Below are 19724 nucleotides of genomic sequence, written 5' to 3' on the forward strand. Positions count from 1 at the left end.
ATGTTCCTAGTCGGCCCGAAAGTATGACGCTCCGAAAAGACCGGATTGATGACCTCAGACCGCTACAACGCACGCGAATCCGAGCCGCGCTGGCAGCGCGAATGGGAGGTGCGCGGCATCTTCACCACCAGGAACGACGACCCCCGCGAGAAATACTATGTGCTGGAGATGTTCCCGTATCCGTCCGGGCGCATCCATATCGGGCATGTCCGCAACTACACGCTGGGCGACGTGATCGCGCGCTACATGCGCGCCAAGGGGTTCAACGTGCTGCATCCGATGGGCTGGGATGCGTTCGGGCTGCCGGCGGAGAATGCCGCGATGGAGCGCAGGGTTGCGCCGAAGGCGTGGACCTACGACAACATCGCGGCGATGAAGAAGCAGCTCAAGTCGATCGGGCTGTCGCTGGACTGGGCACGCGAATTCGCGACCTGCGATCCGAATTACTACAAGCATCAGCAGAAACTGTTTCTCGACTTCCTCAAGGCCGGCCTTGCCGAGCGCGAGCAGCGCAAGCTCAACTGGGATCCGGTCGACATGACCGTGCTCGCCAATGAGCAGGTGATCGACGGCCGCGGCTGGCGCTCCGGTGCCGTGGTCGAGCAGCGCGAGATGAACCAGTGGGTGTTCAAGATCACCCGCTATGCACAGGAATTGCTCGACGCGCTGGACTCGCTGGACCGCTGGCCCGACAAGGTGCGGCTGATGCAGCGCAACTGGATCGGACGCAGCGAGGGCATGCTGGTGCGCTTCGCGCTGGTTTCCTCGACCGCGCCTGACGGCGAAACCGATCTGAAGATTTTCACCACGCGGCACGACACGCTGTTCGGCGCCAAGTTCATGGCGATCGCGCCGGATCATCCGCTTGCCGCGGCCGCGGCGGCGAAAAATCCGAGGCTCGCCGAGTTCATCGCCGAGGCGAAGCGCCACGGCACCGCGCAGGAGATCATCGACACCCAGGAGAAGCAGGGCTTCGACACCGGCATCAAGGCGGTCCATCCGTTCGACGAAGGCTGGAAGCTGCCGGTCTATGTCGCCAATTTCGTGTTGATGGAATACGGCACCGGCGCCATCTTCGGCTGCCCGGCGCACGACCAGCGCGACCTCGATTTCGTCAACAAATACGGCTTGGGCAATATCCCGGTGGTGTGCCCGCCGGACGCCGATCCGAAAACATTCGTCATCACCGATGCCGCCTATGACGGCGACGGCCGCATGATCCATTCGCGCTTTCTCGATGGCATGACCATCGAACAGGCCAAGGCGGAGGTCGCGAAGCGGCTGGAAACCGCAACGCTCGGCAACGCGCCGGTCGGCGAGCGCAAGGTCAATTTCCGGCTGCGCGACTGGGGCATTTCGCGGCAGCGCTACTGGGGCTGTCCGATCCCGGTGATCCACTGCGCGGTTTGCGGCGTGGTGCCGGTGCCCGACCGGGAGCTGCCGGTGGTGCTGCCGGAGGACGTGACGTTCGACAAACCCGGCAACGCGCTCGACCATCATCCGACCTGGAAGCACGTCGCCTGCCCGCGATGCGGGGCCAAGGCGAAGCGCGACACCGACACCATGGACACCTTCGTGGATTCGTCGTGGTATTTCGCCCGCTTCACCGATCCGTGGAACGAGAACGCCCCGACCACGCCGGCGGTCGCCAATCGCATGATGCCGGTCGACCAGTACATCGGCGGCGTCGAGCACGCGATCCTGCACCTGCTCTACGCCCGCTTCTTCACCCGCGCCATGAAGGCCACCGGACACGTCGCGATGGATGAGCCGTTCGCCGGCATGTTCACGCAGGGCATGGTGGTGCATGAGACCTATCAGAAGGCGGACGGGTCATGGGCGACGCCGGCCGAGGTCAGGATCGAGAGCGTCGGCAGTGGCCGCCGCGCGACCCTGCATGACACCGGCGAGGAAGTGACCATCGGCTCCATCGAGAAGATGTCGAAGTCGAAGCGCAACACCGTCGATCCCGACGACATCATTGAAAGCTACGGCGCCGACGTGGCGCGCTGGTTCATGCTGTCGGATTCCCCGCCGGACCGCGACGTGATCTGGAGCGACGAGCGGGTGCAGGGCGCGTCGCGATTCGTGCAGCGGCTGTGGCGGCTGATCAACGAATCCGCCGGGGCGGCAAGGAAGGCGCCTACCGCGCGACCGCCGGTGTTCGGCCCGGAGGCCCTGGCGCTGCGCAAGGCCGCCCATGGCGCACTGGACAAGGTCTCGTCCGGCATCGAAAAACTGCATTTCAACGTCTGCCTCGCCTACATCCGGGAATTCACCAACGCGCTGGCCGACGTCCTGGCGCGCCCGGAAGCCCCTGCGCCTGACACGGTCTGGGCCATCCGCGAGGCCGCGGTCATTCTTGTTCAACTGTTCGCACCCATGATGCCGCATCTGGCCGAGGAATGCTGGGGTGTGCTGGGGCAGCCGGGGCTGGTTTCGGAGGCCGATTGGCCCAAAATCGAACGAGATTTGCTGGTTGAAGACCAGGTCACCTTGGTGGTCCAGGTCAACGGCAAGAAGCGCGGCGATGTCACAGTGGCCCGGAATGCGCAAAATCCCGAGATTGAGGCTGCCGTTTTGGCCCTCGATGCGGTAAAAGCGGCGCTGGGCGGCAAAACCGCCCGCAAGGTGATCGTGGTTCCCATGAGGATCGTCAATGTCGTTGGCTAAGATCGCTGCCCGGCTGCTGGTCGTCGCCGCCTTGGGCGCGCTGACCGCCGGCTGCTTCCAGCCGATGTACGCCGCGCATACCGACGGCACCCCCGCGCTGCGCGAGAAGCTGATGGGCGTCGACCTGCCGCCGGTGGACAAGCCGAACGGATCGCGCGATGCGCGGCTCGGCGTGGAGATCCGCAACGCGCTGGCATTCAAGCTGTATGGCGGCGCCACCGGCATGCCGCCGACCCACAAGCTGGTGATCCGGTTTACCACCAGCCGTTCGTCGCTGATCCTGGATCCGGCCACGGCGCTGCCGTCGATCGAGAATTACGGCATCGATGCACAATACAATTTGATCGAGATCGTCTCCAACAAGTCGGTGATGACGGGCAGCACCTTCTCACGCGTCTCCTACGACGTCCCCGGTCAACTGCAGCGTTTCTCCCGCCAGCGTGCCTTCCGCGACGCAGAAGACCGCGCAGCCCAGGAAATCGCGGAGAATATCCAGACGAGACTGGCGTCTTATTTCACCGCGGGCAGCTAACCACATTCGTCATTCCGGGGCGCGCGAAGCGCGAACCCGGAATCCATAACACGAACGGAGGTTATGGATTCCGGGCGCACGCCAAGAGGCGTCTCCCCGAATGACGAGTTTTCGTAGGTTTTCAACATGGTCGCGCTGCGCGGACGGGACATCGACGCATTCCTCAACAAGCCGGATCCGGCGCGTCCCATCATCCTGCTGTATGGCCCTGACGCCGGTCTGGTGCGGGAGCGGGCTGACGCGCTGGTCGCCTCGGCGGTCGACGATGCAAGCGATCCGTTTTCGCTGGTGCGGCTGGACGGCGACGAACTCGCGGCGGCGCCGTCGCGGCTGGTCGAGGAGGCGATGACCATCCCGATGTTCGGCGGCCGTCGCGCCATCCGGGTACGCGCCGGCTCGCGCAGCTTCGCCGGCGGGATCGATACGCTGAGCGAGATGCCGGTCAAGGATTGCCGCATCGTGATCGAAGCCGGCGAACTGCGCCCGGAATCGCCGCTGCGCAAGGCGTGCGAGCGCGCCAGGACAGCGGTGGCGATCGGCTGCTATCCCGACGGCGAGCGCGACCTTGCAAAACTGATCGACGACGAAATGCGGGGATCGAACCTACGCATCGCGGCGGACGCGCGCGCGGCATTGATGGCGCTGCTCGGCGGCGACCGGCAGGCCTCGCGCAACGAATTGAAGAAGCTCGCGCTCTATGCCCACGGCGAACGCGAGGTCACGCTCGACGACGTGATGGCGGTGGTCGCCGACGCCTCCGAGCTGAAACTCGATCCGATCGTGGATGGCGCCTTCGCAGGCCACTCCGCGCTGGTGGAAACCGAATTCGCCAAGGCCGTGGCCGCTGGCACCTATCCCGGCATGATCATCTCGGCAGCGCAGCGCCAGGCGGCATTGCTGCACAAGGCCAGTCTCGCTACGGCTGAAGGCACGCCGCCCTCCGCCATCGTCGAAAGCGGATTCCCCCGGCTGCATTTTTCGCGCAAGGCAAATGTCGAAACGGCGCTGCGCAATTTCAGCACCGCGCGATTGCACGCGATCATCGAGCAGCTCGCCGTCGCCGCGCTCGATATGCGCAAGCACTCGGCACTCGCCGCCGTGATCGCACAACGCACGCTGCTGTCGATCGCCGTGAATGCGCGGAGACGGGGATAGCGTTCCGTCGTCCGCCGCCCTCGCGGGGACGACATCACACCTTCGCGTCCAGCCTTCGTAAAATCTCGTCGAGCTGTTCGAGATCGCGGTACTTGATATGCATCGTCCCACTCGGTCCCTTGTGATCGACGCTGACCGAGAGACCCAGGATATCGCCGACCCGCTTTTCCAGCGCCAGCGTATCGGGGTCCTTGACCAGCGCCCCGCGCGCGGCCCGCGGCCTGCGCGGAGCGCCGCCGATATTGTGCGCCAGCGTCTCGACCTGCCTTACGTTGAGGCCTTCCGCGATGATGCGCCTGGCGGTCGCTACCTGATCGGGCACCGCGAGCAGCGCGCGGGCATGTCCCGCCGACAATTGTCCCGACGTGACGTAGGCCTGCACCTCCTCGGGCAATTTCGTCAGCCGCATCATGTTGGCGACGTGGCTGCGGCTTTTTCCGACGGTCTTGGCGATCTCGTCGGCGCTGCGGCTGAATTCGTTCGCCAGCGCGTGATAGCCGTGCGCCTCTTCCATCGCGTTGAGGTCTTCGCGCTGCACGTTTTCGACAATCGCCATTTCCAGCGCGTCGGAATCGCTGACGTCGACCGGCACGATCGGCACCTCGTGCAGCGCCGCGGCCTGCGCGGCGCGCCAGCGCCGTTCGCCGGCGATGATCTCAAACCGGTCCTGCGCGCCCTTGACGGGACGCACCAGGATCGGCTGGATCACGCCATGCCGCCGAATCGAATCGGCGAGTTCGCCGAGTTCGGCATCGGAAAACGTGCGGCGCGGATTGCGCGGATTGGGTTTGAGAAATTCGATCGGCACCTTGCGTTGCGCGCGCGGCCGCTCCAGATGCGCGGCTTCGCCGCCGACATCTCCGATCAGACTTGCAAGACCGCGCCCCAGGCGCGAACGCGCTTCGTCGGCCATCGCCAGCTCCCTTGGATTCACTTCACGTCGCTCCGTATTTTCCGGTGTCGTCTCCCGCGAAGGCGGGACCCATAATCACCGCTGCGCGCTTGTGTCACGAGCAGCTCCGCTTGAATCGAGAACTCCGCAGGTGGGTCCCGCCTCCGCGGGGCGACCGGTTAATGCGCCCGCAATTCCCGCTCGCGCTGGATCACTTCGGTCGCCAGTTTCAGATATGCGTCGCTGCCCGCGCATTTGAGATCGTAGACCAGCACCGGCTTGCCATGGGACGGCGCTTCGGAAATGCGGACGTTGCGCGGGATCATGGTGTTGTAGACTTTCGAGCCCATGAACTGGCGCACATCCGCAACCACCTGGTTGGACAAATTGTTGCGCGAGTCGAACATGGTAAGCACGATGCCGTGGATCGACAGGTTCGGATTGAGCGTGGTCCGCACCTGCTCCACGGTCTGCAACAGTTGCGACAGGCCTTCCAGCGCGAAGAATTCGCACTGCAAGGGCACGAGGATCGCATCCGATGCGGCCATCGCGTTCACCGTGAGAAGATTGAGCGACGGCGGACAATCGATCAGCACATAGGTGTAATTGGAGTCCGGGGTGACGTCGGTGTTCAATGCGGCGATGGCGTCGCGCAGGCGAAACGCGCGGTCCTTTGTCGATCCGAGTTCAAGCTCGAGGCCGGACAGGTCCAAGGTCGACGCCGCGATGTGCAGCCGCGGCACGGCGGTCGGCACCACGGCATCGCGTAGCGGCGCTTCGCCGATCAGCACGTCATAAGTCGAGACGTTGCGGCTGCGGCGGTCGATGCCAAGACCGGTGGAGGCATTGCCTTGCGGATCGAGGTCGACGATCAGCACCCGTTCGCCGATCGCGGCGAGCGCGGTGCCAAGATTGATTGCCGTGGTGGTCTTGCCGACGCCGCCCTTCTGGTTGGCAAGCGAGATAATGCGTGGATGGCCAGGTTGCGTTGTAGCGCTATCCCCTTGATATATATGATCAATTACGGTCATACCTAGCTACTTCGGTTGGCGTGCGGATGTAGTTCGCCGCTCGATGCCGTCGAGTGCAACGATCCAGCCCTGTCCGGTCAGGCTGGAATGGAGACGAGGCGTAAACTTCCAATATTTGGTAGCTTCAGTCAATTCCGTGTCTACATCTTGACCCTTCATGAGCAACGCCGTTGCGCCCTTGGTCACCAGCGGCGCGGCAAAACCGACGAGCTGGTGTAGCGGAGCCACGGCGCGGGCAGTCACGCAATCGACGGCGCCGGTAAAGCTATCCACATAATCCTCGATGTCAGCGAGATGAACTGTACCCGCCGTCCCGGTGATTCGCAGCGCCTCCCGCAGGAAAGCCGCCTTCTTGGTGTTGCGCTCCACCAGATGCACCATCGCATTTGACCGTTCGACCAAGGCGCAGGCCAGCACCACGCCTGGAAACCCGCCGCCGCTGCCAAGATCGATCCAGATTTTTGCGTCCGGAGCCAGGGTCAACAGCTGCAGTGAATCGGAGATATGCCGGGTCCAGAGATTTGGCAGCGTCGAGGAGGCGACCAGATTGGTTTTGGCCTGCCATTGCATAAGCAGCTCAACGTAAGCGTCGAGCCGCGTCTCAATGTCATGCGAAACCGGAGTGAGCGCCAGCGCTGCGGCCTTGTCGGACGGTTTTGCCATCTGCATGATTTTAAGGCGGATGAGCGCAGCGTAATCCGCCTTCCCTGTTGCCATGGTGGCCGATTAGCGTGCGCTAATCCGCCCACAATGCTCATTACAATGTTTCACGTGAAACAATTATGCTGTCGCAGCCTTGCGTGCCTGCCGTCGCAGATACGCTGCCAGGATCCCCAGTGCTGCGGGAGTCAAGCCATCGAGACGGCCGGCCTGTCCTACCGTGCGCGGCCGCGCGGCTTTGAGCTTGCTCCGGGCTTCATTGGATAATCCCGGTACATCCGCAAAATCGACGTCCGCCAGAAGCAGCCCTTCGTCACGCCGGAAGGCGTCGACATCGGCGGTCTGCCGCTTGAGATAAACATCGTATTTAGCGTCGATCTCGACATGCACGGCAATGGAAGCATCGATCGCCGCCAGTTCCGGCCAGATCGCCTTCACCTCGCTCCAGCCTACCTCTGGATATGCCAGTAGCTCGAACGCCGAACGCCGAACGCCGTCGTGATTGAGCGAGAGCCCATGGCGACCTGCTTCATTCGGGGTGATCGAGAGCGACTTCGACAGCGTTCTTGCAGCATTCAGTGCCGCCATCTTGGCGCCGTGCCGCAGCGAACGGCGCGGCCCGACGCAACCAAGCGCAATCCCTTTGTCGGTGAGGCGCTGGTCGGCATTATCGGCGCGCAGCGTCAGGCGGTATTCCGCCCGCGATGTAAACATCCGATAGGGCTCGGTAATACCCCGGGTGACCAGGTCGTCGATCATCACGCCGAGATAGCCGTCAGCGCGATCAAACACGATTCCGCCGGCCCCGCCGGCGGCCGACGCCGCGTTGAGACCTGCAACCAGCCCCTGCGCCGCAGCCTCTTCATAGCCGGTAGTGCCGTTAATCTGCCCGGCCAGAAACAACCCCGGCAGTCGCTTGGCCTGCAGCGTCGGATCAAGTTCGCGGGGATCAACGTGGTCGTATTCGATGGCATAGCCGGGCCGGATCATCCGGACCCGCTCCAGGCCTGGGATCGTCGTCAGGATCGCCTGCTGAACCTCTTCCGGCAAGGAGGTTGAGATGCCGTTGGGATAGACCGTAGCGTCGTCGAGACCTTCCGGCTCCAGAAAGATCTGGTGCCCGTCGCGGTCGCCGAAGCGCACGATCTTGTCCTCGATCGACGGACAATAGCGCGGGCCGGAACTCTTGATCTGACCCGAATACATCGGCGAGCGATGCACGTTGGCCCGAATTATTTCATGGGTATCCGGGGTCGTCCGGGTGATTCCGCACTGGATCTGCGGGGTGGTGATGCGATCGGTCATCGTCGAAAACGGTTCCGGCGGCTCATCGCCCGGCTGCATCTCGACCGCCGCCCACTCAATGCTGCCGCCATCAAGCCGCGGCGGCGTACCGGTTTTGAGGCGGCCAAGCTTAAAACCCGCTCGTTCAAACGACGTCGACAGCCCAAGCGATGGCGCTTCATCGACACGGCCGGCCGGCCAATTCTTATCACCCAGATGGATCAGGCCGCGCAGGAAGGTTCCGGTGGTAACGACCACCGCACCCGCCAATAAGTTGCGGCCGTCGGACAGCCGGATTCCGATGACACGGCCATCGGAAACCAGCAATTCATCGGCTTCGCCCTCCATCACGCTCAGATTAGCGGTCTCAGTGAGCGCAGCCTGCATCGCCGCGGCGTAAAGCTTGCGGTCGGCCTGGGCACGCGGCCCGCGCACCGCGGGACCCTTGCGCCGATTGAGCATGCGGAACTGAGTGCCGGCAGCATCGGCAACGCGTCCCATCAAGCCATCCAGCGCATCGACTTCGCGGACCAGATGCCCCTTACCCAAGCCGCCGATTGCCGGGTTGCAGGACATTGCGCCAATGGTGGTAAAACGGTGCGTAACCAAGACGGTTCGCGCTTCCATGCGAGCCGCCGCTGCTGCCGCCTCGCAGCCGGCGTGGCCCCCTCCGATCACGATAACATCAAACGACCTTTGCATAGGCGCGACTTCTACCGCGAGCTCTCTGTCATTGCGAGGAACTTTTTGTGGGAAAAGCGTGCGTGCGACTACACATCTAAAAATAATGTTTCACGTGAAACAGTAATAAGTGAATGAAGAAATATTATTTACCGATACAGAATTCGCGGAAGACCTTATCGAGTACGTCCTCGACATCGATGCGTCCCAGCAGCCGGCCCAGCGAATGAGCCGCCATGCGTAAATCCTCTGCGACCAGTTCCTCGCCTTGCCCTGTCATGCTGCGCTGCAACGAAGCGGCTGTTTCGCGCAGCAAGGCCCGCTGCCGCTCCCGGCTGATCAGCCCACCCTCGTCCGACCCGAAATAATCCTGGGCGAACCCGGCCAGCGCCGCAATCAGGATCCGCACTCCGTCGCCGCGCCACGCGGAAATTTCAAAATAGGAGCTTCCCCAGGCTCGCCCGTGGCTTGCCGAGGGCTCATCAGGCGCATTCAAATCGATTTTGTTACGCACGATCCAGACCGGCGTCGCGAGCTCGACGGCGTGCTCCCGCGGATCATCTTCGACCAGCCACAGCACCAGGTCCGCTTCGGCTGCGCGCAACCGTGCGCGCCGCACACCCTCCTGCTCTACCGGATCATTGGTTTCGCGAATCCCCGCGGTATCGATCATCGTCACCGGGTAGCCATCGAGATCGAGCTGCACTTCGATCACGTCGCGCGTGGTGCCGGCGTGCGGAGAAACGATGGCGACCTCGCGCCGCGCCAACTGGTTCATCAACGTGGATTTTCCGACATTCGGCGGCCCGGCGATCGCGACCACGAGCCCATCACGCAGGCGTTCACTTTGCCCCTGCGCGTCAACGACTTCCTGAATTTCCTTCTGAAGCTGTTCGATCCTGGCAACCGCCGGCGCGATCAGTTCCGCAGGCACATCACCCTCGTCGGAAAAATCGATGCCCGCCTCGATCAATGCCGCAGCCTCGATGATCTGCGCACGCCAGTTACGTGCTCGGTCGCCGAGCAGACCTTTCAACTGGCGCAACGCCTGGCGGCGTTGCCGGTCGGTATCGGCATGGATGAGGTCGTCGAGACCTTCGGCTTCGGTGAGATCGAGCTTTCCGTTCTCGAACGCACGGCGTGTGAACTCGCCGGGTTCGGCCGTGCGCGTGTTCTCAAACGACGACAACGCTGCGAACAACGCAGCTAGCACGGCCCGGCCGCCATGGACGTGAAATTCCGCGACATCCTCTCCGGTCGCACTTTTCGGCCCTGGAAACCACAGCATCACGGCATCATCAATAGGCTCTTGATTTGCATCGAGAAGCAGGGCGCGCGCAGCCGTCCGCGGTGCTGGAACACGGCCCGCCAAGGCGCCGAGAATCGTTTTCGCATGCGCTCCCGATATCCGCACAATGGAAATTGCGCTTGGCGGTCGTCCGGAGGACAGGGCGAAAATAGTCTGGTCCCGCGGATGCATCGCCTATCTGCCCCCCGCGCGCTTAAGGACGCAACGAAATTTCCGCCGCCCGGTTCGAGCCGGTGTCTTAAAGCCGGCGCCACTCAATGCTGCACCGCAGCATACCTGCTTTGTCACAAATATCAAGTAGAATCAACGATATGAGACAATCCCGCATCCACTGGGTCGTTGGGCATGCTGCACATATGCTGCAGCAAAACCGCAGCATAAGTGCAGCAACGACCAGCGAAGGGCGCCCACCGGTCGACCCCCCGAACCGAACTTCGACCGGCTCAGGTGTTCATCGACTCGAAGAATTCCGAGTTGTTCTTGGTGTTGCGGAGCTTGTCGAGCAGGAAGTCGATCGCATCCATGGTGCCCATCGGATTGAGGATCCGGCGCAGCACATACATTTTCTTCAAGAGCTGCGGATCGGTGATCAGCTCCTCCTTGCGGGTGCCCGAACGCGAAATGTCGATCGCGGGGAAGGTGCGCTTGTCGGAAACCTTGCGGTCGAGAATCAGTTCGGAGTTGCCCGTGCCTTTGAACTCTTCGAAAATCACCTCATCCATGCGGCTGCCGGTATCGACCAGGGCCGTTGCGATGATCGTCAGCGAGCCGCCCTCCTCGATGTTTCGTGCGGCGCCGAAGAAGCGCTTTGGCCGCTGCAGCGCATTGGCGTCGACGCCGCCGGTCAACACCTTGCCGGAAGACGGCACCACGGTGTTGTAAGCGCGCCCCAGCCGCGTAATCGAGTCCAGCAGGATCACCACGTCACGGCCGTGCTCAACCAGCCGCTTGGCCTTTTCAATGACCATCTCGGCGACCTGGACGTGGCGCACTGCCGGCTCGTCGAATGTCGATGAAACCACCTCGCCCTTTACCGAGCGCTGCATGTCGGTGACTTCTTCCGGACGCTCGTCAATCAAGAGCACGATCAGGTAGCACTCCGGATGATTGGCGGTGATCGAGTGCGCGATGTTCTGCATCAGCACGGTCTTGCCGGTGCGGGGAGGGGCCACGATCAGCGCGCGCTGGCCCTTGCCGATCGGCGCCACGATGTCGATAACCCTTGCCGAAAGGTCCTTTCTGGTGGGGTCCTCGAGTTCAAGGCGAAAGCGCTGGTCCGGAAACAGCGGCGTCAGATTGTCGAAGTTGACCTTGTGCTTGGACTTTTCCGGATCCTCGAAATTCAGCGTATTGACCTTGAGCAGCGCAAAATAGCGTTCACCTTCTTTCGGACTGCGGATATGGCCCTCGATGGTATCGCCGGTGCGAAGTCCGAACCGGCGGATTTGCGACGGAGAGACGTAGATGTCATCGGGGCCCGGCAGATAGTTCGCGTCCGGAGAGCGCAAAAAGCCGAAGCCATCGGAAAGCACCTCGACGACGCCTTCGCCGATAATGTCGGTTTCCTGGATCGCCAACTGCTTGAGAATGGCAAACATCAGCTCCTGCTTGCGCATGGTGCTGGCGTTTTCGACCCCTTTTTCTTCCGCGAACGAGACGAGCTCCGCTGGCGTCTGGGCTTTGAGGTCTTGAAGTTTCATTTCCCGCATTGGGATGGTCCTGTGGAAAAACGGGGGAAGGATTGCGAGGCGGCTCTCAGGAATGCGGATGCTGAATTAAGGAAAGTCCGCAGGTCTTCAGCTACGAAGTCTTCAGCTACGAAGTCTTGGGGCTACGGGGCTACGAAGTCTTGGGCTACGAAGTCTTGGGCTACAAAGTCTTGAGCAAGGAAGGTGCCGAGGCTTCAAACCTGATGCGGCGGTCGGTTCAACGAACCGAAACGCAACCACATCCGCCTGCGTAGGGTGGGATGTCCTCAATATAGAAAATCAGTTGGCTTTCTGCAAGGAGGTTGCGGCGGGGTCTGCTGACATCGTGCCGCGTCAAAACGGCTTCACCACCACCAGGATCACGATTCCGATCATCAGAACCGTCGGTACCTCGTTGATAAAACGAAAGAATTTTTTAGTTCGCGGATTCCGATCGGAAGCAAAATCCTTGACACAACGGGCAAGAAACCCGTGCATTCCCGTCATCGCGATCACCAGCAGTAACTTTCCGTGCAACCAGCCTGCCGAAAACCAGTGACCGGTCCAAGCGAGGTAGAGTCCGGCAAGCCATGTCACCGCCATCGCCGGGTTGATGATCGCCTTCAGCAGACGATATTCCATCACCTTGAAAGTCTCCGATTGTACAGAGCCGATCTCGGCATCGCAGTGATACACAAATAGCCGCGGCAGATAGAGCATGCCGGCCATCCACGCGATAACGGCGACCACATGCAGCGCCTTGATCCATTCGTACATCCCGACGTCTCACTCGTTTGCAACCGGCAATTTGCGTCTCGGCAACAGGGAACATCCGCGCGGCACCCGGCGTTGCAAAGCAGTGCATCAGAAAGCGGAACAGAGACATATCCGCAAGCTGCCCTTTTCTAAAACAATAATTTTAGAATCTTAGGTTTGAGTCTAAGTAGCGGTGAATAGCGACCGAGCAACGCAACTCCCGCCGTTTCCAGACTCGTTCACACCCATCAACAGTTCTTCCCGTCGCCAGGCCGATTGAAATAATCCGACCGGTTTCAATCACTTGCACTTCTCTGCAACCCGGTTATCAAGAGACAAGTCCACATAACCCCGCTATCATTGCGGGGTCGGCTGGAAGTTATCCTTGCGCGAGGCCTGTGAAGAAGATTCCGGGTTATCCCGTCTCCCCGGCGAATCTGCGATTTATCTCGGGTAAGCTCCACAGCTAATCACAGGACACACAGGGTCATGGTGCCCACCACCGGCAACTATTTTCATCTTCACCTGGTGTCCGATTCGACCGGTGAAACGCTGATCACGGTGGCTCGCGCGGTGGCTGCGCAATACGCCAATGTGACGCCGGTGGAGCACGTTTATCCCTTGGTGCGCAGCCTGAAGCAGCTCGAGCGCGCGCTGATCGAGATCGAAGAGGCGCCGGGTATCGTGCTTTTCACCCTGCTGGAGAAGGATCTGGTGGGACGGCTGGAAACCAAGTGCAAGGAAATCAACGTCCCGAGCCTGTCGATCATCGGCCCGGTGATGCAGTTGTTTCAAGCCTATCTCGGCTCCGCCACGACGGGGCGCGTGGGCGCCCAGCACACCCTCAATGCGGAATATTTCAAGCGCATCGACGCGCTGAATTATACAATGATGCATGACGACGGTCAGCATGTCGAAGGGCTGGAAGAGGCCGATGTGGTGCTGGTCGGCGTGTCGCGCACCTCCAAGACTCCGACATCGATCTATCTTGCCAACCGCGGTATCCGCACCGCCAATGTACCGCTGGTGCCGGGCATTCCGATTCCGCACCAACTGGAGACGCTGAAGAAGCCGTTGGTGGTCAGCCTCCACGCCACGCCGGAGCGGCTTATCCAGGTGCGGCAGAACCGCCTGTTAAGCATGGGGGTCGGACCCGGCAATGACGACTATATCGATCGCCAATCGGTCACCGATGAAGTTGCGTTCGCACGCCGGCTGAGCGCGAAATACAACTGGGCACTGCTCGACGTGACCCGGCGGTCGATCGAAGAAACCGCGGCGGCAGTGATGAAATTATTTGCCGATCGCCAACGCCAGCGGCTTTCGGAATGACGCTCTGGCGCGGAACGGAGCCCCTGATTCTGGCGTCGCAAAGCCCTGCACGGCAAGCGCTTCTTGCGGGCGCGGGCATTGCCTTCGAAGCAATTCCAGCCAATCTCGATGAGCGCGCGGCCGTGCTTGGCTCCGCGCTGTCGGCGCCCGGTGAAATCGCGGCGCTGCTGGCGCGGGAGAAAGCCGCGGTTGTTTCTGCAAAATATTCCGGCCGCTGGGTACTGGGGGCGGATCAAACGCTGGCGGTTGGCGAACGGTTGTTCAATAAGCCGGCAGGCCGGGCGCAAGCCGCGGGGCAATTGCGGGCCCTGGCGGGGCAGGCTCATGAACTGTATTCCGCCGCCGCCGTCGTCCGCGACGGCGAGATGGTGTTCGAGGCCCTATCGATCGCGCGCATGACCATGCGCCCGCTCGATGACGCTGCGATCTCCGCCTATCTCGACGCCGCCGGCGAAGCCGTCACCACCAGCGTCGGCGCCTATCAGCTCGAAGGCCTGGGTGTTCATTTGTTCGAACGTGTCGAAGGCGATCATTTCACCATCCTCGGTCTGCCGCTGCTGGCATTACTGGAATTTCTGCGCAGCCGGCGGCTGCTTGCCGTGTGAGCCTGAATGCGATTGGAAAGATGTCGTGAAGGGGTGACGCTTGGATGATTATTCTCGGGCTGACCGGTTCGATCGGAATGGGGAAGTCGACCACCGCAAAACTGTTCGCAGAGGCGGGCGTTCCGGTCTACGACGCCGATGCAACCGTCCACCTGATCTATCAAGGCGAGGCCGTACCGGCGATCGAAGCGGCATTTCCCGGCGCCACCGCCGCCGGCAAGGTCGACCGCGCGCGGCTATCCGAGCTCGTGGTGCATGACCCCGCCGCGATCAGGCGCCTGGAGCAGATCGTGCACCCGATGCTGCGCGGCTATCATCAGAAATTCCTGGCCGACGCAGAGCGTTCCGGCGCGCCCGTCGCAGTGGTGGACGTTCCGCTGCTGTACGAAACCGGCGGAGAGAACCGGGTCGATGCGGTCGTGGTGGTGACGACGACGCCTGAAATCCAGCGCCAGCGCATTCTGGCGCGCAACAACATGTCCGAACAAAAGCTCGACGCCATCCTGGCACGGCAAATGCCCGATGCCGAAAAGCGCGAACGCGCCGATTTCGTGGTGGATACGTCGCACGGTCTGGGTCCGGTGCGGGCGCGAATCCGCGACATTCTCGACCAGGCTGCTAAAATGCCGCGGCGGCGACCGTGATTCGCCGTTTTCACCGGCACCGCATCGATGCGCGAAATCATTCTCGATACTGAAACTACCGGCCTCGACCCGTTGCGGGGCGATCGGCTGGTTGAGATCGGCTGCATCGAAATCTTCAATCGCATGCCGACGGGTCAGACGTTTCACCGCCACCTCAATCCGGAGCGTGACATGCCGGCGGAAGCCTATGCCGTGCATGGCCTCTCCAGCGAATTTCTTGCCGACAAGCCGCTATTTGCCCACGTGGTCGAGGAGTTTCTCAACTTCATCGCCGATGCGCCGCTGGTGATTCACAACGCGTCGTTCGATATCGGCTTCATCAACGCCGAGCTGGAACGGATCAAGCGGCCGCTGATCGCGCGCGAGCGGCTGGTGGATACGCTGCTGCTGGCCCGGCGCAAGCATCCCGGCGTTTCCAACCGCCTCGACGATCTCTGCTCGCGCTATGCGATCGATCATTCCCGCCGCACCAAGCACGGCGCGTTGCTCGACGCGGAACTCCTGGCCGAAGTCTATATCGATCTGATCGGCGCCAGGCAGTCGCAACTGGTCCTGGCCGCCGACATCAGGGTTTCGCAGTTGGACGGGATTGGCGACTCGCCCCGGCGGCAACGCCCGATGCCTCTCGCGCCCCGGATTACCGAAGCGGATCGCGTGGCGCACTGGGATTTCGTCGCCACGCTCGGCGACAAGCCGGTGTGGCACGATTATCTTTAACGCGGTGCAATCGTCCGTTCAGCTCGGCTTCGCAGGTGACGCCGCCTGCGCGGCAGCCTGACGCTCCATGTTCTGGCGGTACAGACCGACGAAGTCGACCGGGTCGAGCATCAGCGGCGGGAATCCGCCGTCGCGCACCGAGGTCGCGATGATTTCGCGGGCGAACGGGAACAACAGCCGCGGACATTCGATCATGATCAGCGGGTGCAGATTTTCCTGCGGCACGTTCAGGATCCGGAAAACGCCGGCATAGGATAATTCGAAACTGAACATCAGCTTGCCGGCGTTTTCAGCCTTGCCCTCCACCGAAAGCGTCACTTCGTATTCGCTCTCCGAGACATTATTGGCGCTGACGTTGATCTGGATATTGATCGCCGGCTGCTGCTGTTGCGGGGCCAGCGAGGCCGGCGCGTTCGGATTCTCGAACGAGAGATCCTTGGTATATTGCGCCAGCACATTCAACTGGGGAGGAGGGGCCGCTTCGGGAGGCGCGCCGTTACCGTTGGTCATGAAAGCTTCTCCTGCAGCGGTTCAAGCAAAGTTCGAGCGATTTACGACTGTATTCGCGCGAAGCGGCGGAAATGTCTTGCCGCGGCGAGTGGCTATCATAGCCCTGCGGTCTTCCACAAGGATGACAACGGACGCGATCGTCGGAACAGGCGGATGGATGGCGGGCACACCACCGGCAGGTGGGCGGCGTTCGGTCTAAATTATTGAATAAGCGCGATTTCCAGGCCGGACCACGTTTCCTCCCGCGGGAAAAACGCGCTACAATTCCCTCGAATGAAGGCCCGTTGATGCGACGCGTATTCCGGCAGGCCCCCGCCTTCCGTGCCAAAACGCGCCATTGGCTGGGCAACATTTCGTGCCTACATGGGGGAGGCCGCTCGGGCAGTGACCTCTCCTGGACGCTCTACCGCCGGTCCTTTGTCCGGCACCGACCAGAAAGCGAATGCGACGTGGATATTTACACCATCATCTTCCTGGCGCTGGCGGTCTTTATTTTTCTGCGTTTGCGCAATGTGCTCGGGCAGCGTACCGGAAGTGAGCGGCCGCCCTACGACCGCGCGGCCCGTGACGTCGTGCATGGCGCGCAGGACAATAATGTCGTGCCGATGCCGGGCACGGTCATCGATCAGGCGCCGTTGGCGCCGACGGCGGACGTCGTGCCCCCGACGGATCGCTGGAAGGGCATTGCCGAGCCCGGCACGCCGCTGGCGCTCGGACTAGACGCCATCGCGGCGCAGGATTCGTCGTTTGATCCGCGGCATTTCATCAGCGGCGCGCGCAGCGCCTATGAAATGATCGTGCTGGCATTCGCCAATGGCGACCGCCGCGCGCTGAAGGATTTGCTGTCGTCGGAAGTTTACGAGAGCTTCGATGCCGTGATCAAGGATCGGGAAAAGCACGAGCAGAAGACGGAAACGCGATTTGTTTCGATCGACAAGGCCGAACTTGTGAATGCGGAGGCGCGCGACCGCGCCGCACAACTGACGGTCCGTTTTGTGTCGCAGATGATTTCGGTCACCCGCGACAAAACGGGCTCGATTGTCGACGGGAATCCGGAAAAGGTCACCGATATCACCGATGTTTGGACGTTTGCCCGCGACATCGCTTCGCGCGATCCGAACTGGAAACTGGTTGGCACGGGAAGCACGCACTGACGCCTCCGGCTCCGGACGATCCGCCGCGGCGCGGTATGCGATCGCGGTGACGTTGTCGCTTTTGCCGGTCGCCGCCGATGCCGCGCACTTGCATATGCCTTATCCGCGTCTGGATTGGCCTCCCGAGATCACCGGCAGCCAGTATGCGCCCGTCGCCTGGGCCGACATCGCCGGGTGGATCGACGACGATCATCTGAAGGCCTTCGGCGCATTCCGCGCAAGCTGCGCGCCGATAGCGGCGCAGCGAGAGCCCCCGGCCGACCCGAAAGCGTTGGGCCTGTCGCTGCGCGATCCGTGCCGCGCCGCCAGAGCGGCGGATATTTCCGATGCCGCCGCGGCCCGCACGTTTTTCGAGACGCATTTTCGCCCGTTGCGAATCTCCCGCCTCGGCGAGAGCGAAGGGTTCGTCACGGGTTACTACGAGCCGGTTATCGATGGCTCGCGCACGCAGACCGAGGTTTACACGGTGCCGGTGTATCGCCGCCCCTCCAATCTGTTCGTGCGCGGCGTCAAGCCGGGTGCGGCGGGCCTGCCCAACAACGGGCAGGTGTTTCGAAAGATCGGCCGGCGCAAGCTCGTGCCCTATTACGATCGCGCCGAGATCGAAGACGGCGTGATTGCCGGGCGCGGCCTCGAAATCTGCTGGCTCAAGAACCAGGCCGACTTGCTGTTCACGCAAATCCAGGGCTCGGCGCGGGTTCGTCTCGAGGACGGCTCGACCCTGCGCATCAATTACGACGCGCATAACGGTTATCGCTATACCCCGGTCGGGCGCATCCTCATCGAGCGCAACATCATTCCGAGAGAGCAGATGTCGATGCACCGGATTCGGGAATGGATGGATCAGAATCCCGACGGCGCCAATGAGCTTCGCCGGCAAAACAGATCCTATGTGTTCTTCCGCGAAGTGCAGTTGTCCGACAACGACGAAGCCGTCGGCGCGCAGGGCGTGCCGCTGACGCCGGGACGGTCGATCGCCGTCGACAAATCGCTGCACGTCTACGGTACGCCGTTCTTTATCGAGGGCGAACTGCCGATCGAATCCGAGCAGTCCAGGACCCAGTTCCGGCGCTTGATGGTGGCGCAGGATACCGGTTCGGCCATCGTCGGGCCGGCGCGCGCCGATATTTACTTTGGCGCCGGCGCGGATGCCGGGAAAGTGTCGGGCCGGTTGCGGCATAATGCGCGCTTTGTGATCCTCGTCCCCAACAGCCTTGACCCGGTGGTCAGGGGCCGTGCAATGCCGCTTCCGGACGCAAGGCCGGCCGCGAAAATCGCAAAATTGTTTCCGCAGACCGACCCGCTGGCGAATCAGCAGCAGAAACAAACCGACGGCGCAAAGCCCGCCGCGCCGGCCGCGGTTGCTCAGGCGGCCGTTGCCCAGCCCGTGCCGCTTCCGGAGGCGCGCCCTGCGCTCGTTCCACGCCGTCATGCGTGGCGTCATCGCACCCACCGCCGCCATCGTAACGCGCGATGAAGCGTCCCTCGCCACTGCTGGAACCGGTCGTTGCGCCGCGCCGCAAGCGTGCGTTGAGCGAGGAAGAACGCGCGCTGTGGGACAGCATCGCGAAACAGGTCAAGCCGCTGCGACGGAAGCCGCGCATCCCGAAGGCGCCGACCGCACCTGGTGAAGAGCCGCCGGCCGCCGAAAAAAAAGCCGCCGGCTTGCCGAAAGCACCGCCGAATCCGCGCTCGCCGAAAACGCCGAAGCCGGACAAGCCGCCGCCGCTGGCGCCGCTCGGCCGCCGCGAGCGGTCGCAACTGTCGCGCGGCAGGAAAGAAATCGACGCGCGGCTCGATCTGCACGGCATGACGCAGACCCGGGCGCATCGGGCGTTGTTATCGTTCCTGCAACGCGCCAACAGCGACGGCATGACATTCGTTCTTGTCATCACCGGCAAGGGGCGCACCGTCGGCGCGGAGTCCGAGCGCGGCGTACTGCGCCGCCAGGTGCCGGAATGGCTGAGCCTGCCGGAATTCCGCGCGCTCGTGGTAGGCTTCGAACAAGCGCATACCGGCCACGGCGGCGAGGGTGCGCTTTACGTGCGGGTGCGGCGGGCAAGGTAGATCAACCGTCATTGCCGGGCTCGACCCGGCAATC

General features: G+C 62.3%; 18 protein-coding genes. 10 read left to right on the forward strand and 8 right to left on the reverse strand.

The features are described from left to right. Positions 1–48 precede the first annotated feature (48 nt). The 3 genes from leuS to holA all read left to right on the forward strand — a co-directional run bounded on the left by leuS (position 49) and on the right by holA (position 4360). Positions 49–2673, forward strand: a complete 2625-nt coding sequence (gene leuS / locus ACFE72_RS12985) for a leucine--tRNA ligase (protein WP_375413505.1) — start codon at positions 49–51, stop codon at positions 2671–2673. Beyond that, a complete protein-coding gene (lptE, locus tag ACFE72_RS12990; RefSeq protein WP_375413506.1) occupies positions 2660–3205 on the forward strand; it encodes an LPS assembly lipoprotein LptE in 546 nt (181 codons plus the stop codon). The genes leuS and lptE overlap by 14 nt, the downstream gene beginning before the upstream one ends. Positions 3206–3331: 126 nt before the next feature. Next, the gene (gene holA, locus ACFE72_RS12995) at positions 3332–4360 is read left to right on the forward strand and encodes a DNA polymerase III subunit delta (protein WP_375413507.1); all 1029 of its coding nucleotides are present in this window, start codon (positions 3332–3334) and stop codon (positions 4358–4360) included. 34 nt (positions 4361–4394) lie between these two features. On the opposite strand, the gene ACFE72_RS13000 is transcribed toward holA, so the two are convergent. From ACFE72_RS13000 to hemJ, 7 genes are all read right to left on the reverse strand, one after another. Continuing rightward, on the reverse strand, positions 4395–5273 hold the full coding sequence (locus ACFE72_RS13000) for a ParB/RepB/Spo0J family partition protein (protein WP_375413508.1): 879 nt from the start codon (positions 5271–5273) through the stop codon (positions 4395–4397). A 158-nt stretch (positions 5274–5431) separates the two neighbouring features. Then, entirely contained in the window at positions 5432–6283 is an 852-nt protein-coding gene (locus ACFE72_RS13005) for a ParA family protein (protein ID WP_375413509.1), read from the reverse strand. A gap of 6 nt (positions 6284–6289) precedes the next feature. After that, on the reverse strand, positions 6290–6946 hold the full coding sequence (rsmG, locus tag ACFE72_RS13010) for a 16S rRNA (guanine(527)-N(7))-methyltransferase RsmG (RefSeq protein WP_375413510.1): 657 nt from the start codon (positions 6944–6946) through the stop codon (positions 6290–6292). A 117-nt stretch (positions 6947–7063) separates the two neighbouring features. After that, positions 7064–8929 (reverse strand): tRNA uridine-5-carboxymethylaminomethyl(34) synthesis enzyme MnmG, encoded by a 1866-nt coding sequence (mnmG, locus tag ACFE72_RS13015; RefSeq protein WP_375413511.1) that lies wholly within the window; start codon positions 8927–8929, stop codon positions 7064–7066. Between the two features lie 124 nt (positions 8930–9053). Further along, on the reverse strand, positions 9054–10388 hold the full coding sequence (gene mnmE, locus ACFE72_RS13020; protein WP_375413512.1) for a tRNA uridine-5-carboxymethylaminomethyl(34) synthesis GTPase MnmE: 1335 nt from the start codon (positions 10386–10388) through the stop codon (positions 9054–9056). A gap of 272 nt (positions 10389–10660) precedes the next feature. Then, on the reverse strand, positions 10661–11926 hold the full coding sequence (rho, locus tag ACFE72_RS13025; protein WP_079606624.1) for a transcription termination factor Rho: 1266 nt from the start codon (positions 11924–11926) through the stop codon (positions 10661–10663). A gap of 333 nt (positions 11927–12259) precedes the next feature. Then, positions 12260–12682: a protoporphyrinogen oxidase HemJ gene (gene hemJ / locus ACFE72_RS13030; protein ID WP_375413513.1), complete on the reverse strand. Its 423-nt coding sequence runs from the start codon at positions 12680–12682 to the stop codon at positions 12260–12262. A 471-nt stretch (positions 12683–13153) separates the two neighbouring features. On the opposite strand from hemJ, the gene ACFE72_RS13035 reads away from it, so the two are divergent. The 4 genes from ACFE72_RS13035 to dnaQ are packed head-to-tail and all read left to right on the forward strand — an operon-like array spanning position 13154 to position 15959. Beyond that, a complete protein-coding gene (locus ACFE72_RS13035) occupies positions 13154–13993 on the forward strand; it encodes a pyruvate, water dikinase regulatory protein (protein ID WP_375413555.1) in 840 nt (279 codons plus the stop codon). Further along, complete coding sequence (locus ACFE72_RS13040; protein WP_375413514.1) at positions 13990–14598, forward strand: Maf family protein; 609 nt, start codon at positions 13990–13992, stop codon at positions 14596–14598. Before ACFE72_RS13035 ends, ACFE72_RS13040 begins: the two co-directional genes overlap by 4 nt. Before the next feature lie 44 nt (positions 14599–14642). After that, positions 14643–15242 (forward strand): dephospho-CoA kinase, encoded by a 600-nt coding sequence (gene coaE, locus ACFE72_RS13045; RefSeq protein WP_375413515.1) that lies wholly within the window; start codon positions 14643–14645, stop codon positions 15240–15242. Positions 15243–15269: 27 nt separating this feature from the next. Continuing rightward, positions 15270–15959: a DNA polymerase III subunit epsilon gene (gene dnaQ / locus ACFE72_RS13050; RefSeq protein WP_375413516.1), complete on the forward strand. Its 690-nt coding sequence runs from the start codon at positions 15270–15272 to the stop codon at positions 15957–15959. An 18-nt stretch (positions 15960–15977) separates the two neighbouring features. Here dnaQ and secB read toward each other — a convergent pair whose 3' ends face one another. Next, positions 15978–16469 carry a protein-export chaperone SecB gene (gene secB, locus ACFE72_RS13055; RefSeq protein WP_375413517.1) on the reverse strand — a complete coding sequence of 164 codons (492 nt, stop codon included), beginning with the start codon at positions 16467–16469 and terminating at the stop codon, positions 15978–15980. A 449-nt stretch (positions 16470–16918) separates the two neighbouring features. On the opposite strand from secB, the gene ACFE72_RS13060 reads away from it, so the two are divergent. From ACFE72_RS13060 to ACFE72_RS13070, 3 genes are all read left to right on the forward strand, one after another. After that, positions 16919–17623, forward strand: a complete 705-nt coding sequence (locus ACFE72_RS13060; RefSeq protein WP_375413518.1) for a Tim44/TimA family putative adaptor protein — start codon at positions 16919–16921, stop codon at positions 17621–17623. 94 nt (positions 17624–17717) lie between these two features. Then, positions 17718–19100: a murein transglycosylase A gene (locus tag ACFE72_RS13065; protein WP_375413556.1), complete on the forward strand. Its 1383-nt coding sequence runs from the start codon at positions 17718–17720 to the stop codon at positions 19098–19100. Continuing rightward, positions 19097–19690 (forward strand): Smr/MutS family protein, encoded by a 594-nt coding sequence (locus ACFE72_RS13070; RefSeq protein WP_375413519.1) that lies wholly within the window; start codon positions 19097–19099, stop codon positions 19688–19690. The genes ACFE72_RS13065 and ACFE72_RS13070 overlap by 4 nt, the downstream gene beginning before the upstream one ends. The last annotated feature ends 34 nt before the right edge of the window (positions 19691–19724 follow it).

Origin of the sequence: uncultured Bradyrhizobium sp. (assembly GCF_964252615.1) — a bacterium.
GTDB lineage: Bacteria > Pseudomonadota > Alphaproteobacteria > Rhizobiales > Xanthobacteraceae > Bradyrhizobium.

Bases quoted from the DNA above. Each gene is read 5' to 3' on its own strand.
- mnmG (WP_375413511.1), bottom strand. From the start codon at position 8,929: ATGCAAAGGTCGTTTGATGTTATCGTGATCGGAGGGGGCCACGCCGGC.
- ACFE72_RS13070 (WP_375413519.1), top strand. From the start codon at position 19,097: ATGAAGCGTCCCTCGCCACTGCTGGAACCGGTCGTTGCGCCGCGCCGC.
- rsmG (WP_375413510.1), bottom strand. From the start codon at position 6,946: ATGGCAAAACCGTCCGACAAGGCCGCAGCGCTGGCGCTCACTCCGGTT.
- coaE (WP_375413515.1), top strand. From the start codon at position 14,643: ATGATTATTCTCGGGCTGACCGGTTCGATCGGAATGGGGAAGTCGACC.
- ACFE72_RS13040 (WP_375413514.1), top strand. From the start codon at position 13,990: ATGACGCTCTGGCGCGGAACGGAGCCCCTGATTCTGGCGTCGCAAAGC.
- mnmE (WP_375413512.1), bottom strand. From the start codon at position 10,388: ATGCATCCGCGGGACCAGACTATTTTCGCCCTGTCCTCCGGACGACCG.
- rho (WP_079606624.1), bottom strand. From the start codon at position 11,926: ATGCGGGAAATGAAACTTCAAGACCTCAAAGCCCAGACGCCAGCGGAG.
- dnaQ (WP_375413516.1), top strand. From the start codon at position 15,270: ATGCGCGAAATCATTCTCGATACTGAAACTACCGGCCTCGACCCGTTG.
- hemJ (WP_375413513.1), bottom strand. From the start codon at position 12,682: ATGTACGAATGGATCAAGGCGCTGCATGTGGTCGCCGTTATCGCGTGG.
- holA (WP_375413507.1), top strand. From the start codon at position 3,332: ATGGTCGCGCTGCGCGGACGGGACATCGACGCATTCCTCAACAAGCCG.
- ACFE72_RS13005 (WP_375413509.1), bottom strand. From the start codon at position 6,283: ATGACCGTAATTGATCATATATATCAAGGGGATAGCGCTACAACGCAA.
- secB (WP_375413517.1), bottom strand. From the start codon at position 16,469: ATGACCAACGGTAACGGCGCGCCTCCCGAAGCGGCCCCTCCTCCCCAG.
- lptE (WP_375413506.1), top strand. From the start codon at position 2,660: ATGTCGTTGGCTAAGATCGCTGCCCGGCTGCTGGTCGTCGCCGCCTTG.
- leuS (WP_375413505.1), top strand. From the start codon at position 49: ATGACCTCAGACCGCTACAACGCACGCGAATCCGAGCCGCGCTGGCAG.
- ACFE72_RS13065 (WP_375413556.1), top strand. From the start codon at position 17,718: ATGCCTTATCCGCGTCTGGATTGGCCTCCCGAGATCACCGGCAGCCAG.
- ACFE72_RS13000 (WP_375413508.1), bottom strand. From the start codon at position 5,273: ATGGCCGACGAAGCGCGTTCGCGCCTGGGGCGCGGTCTTGCAAGTCTG.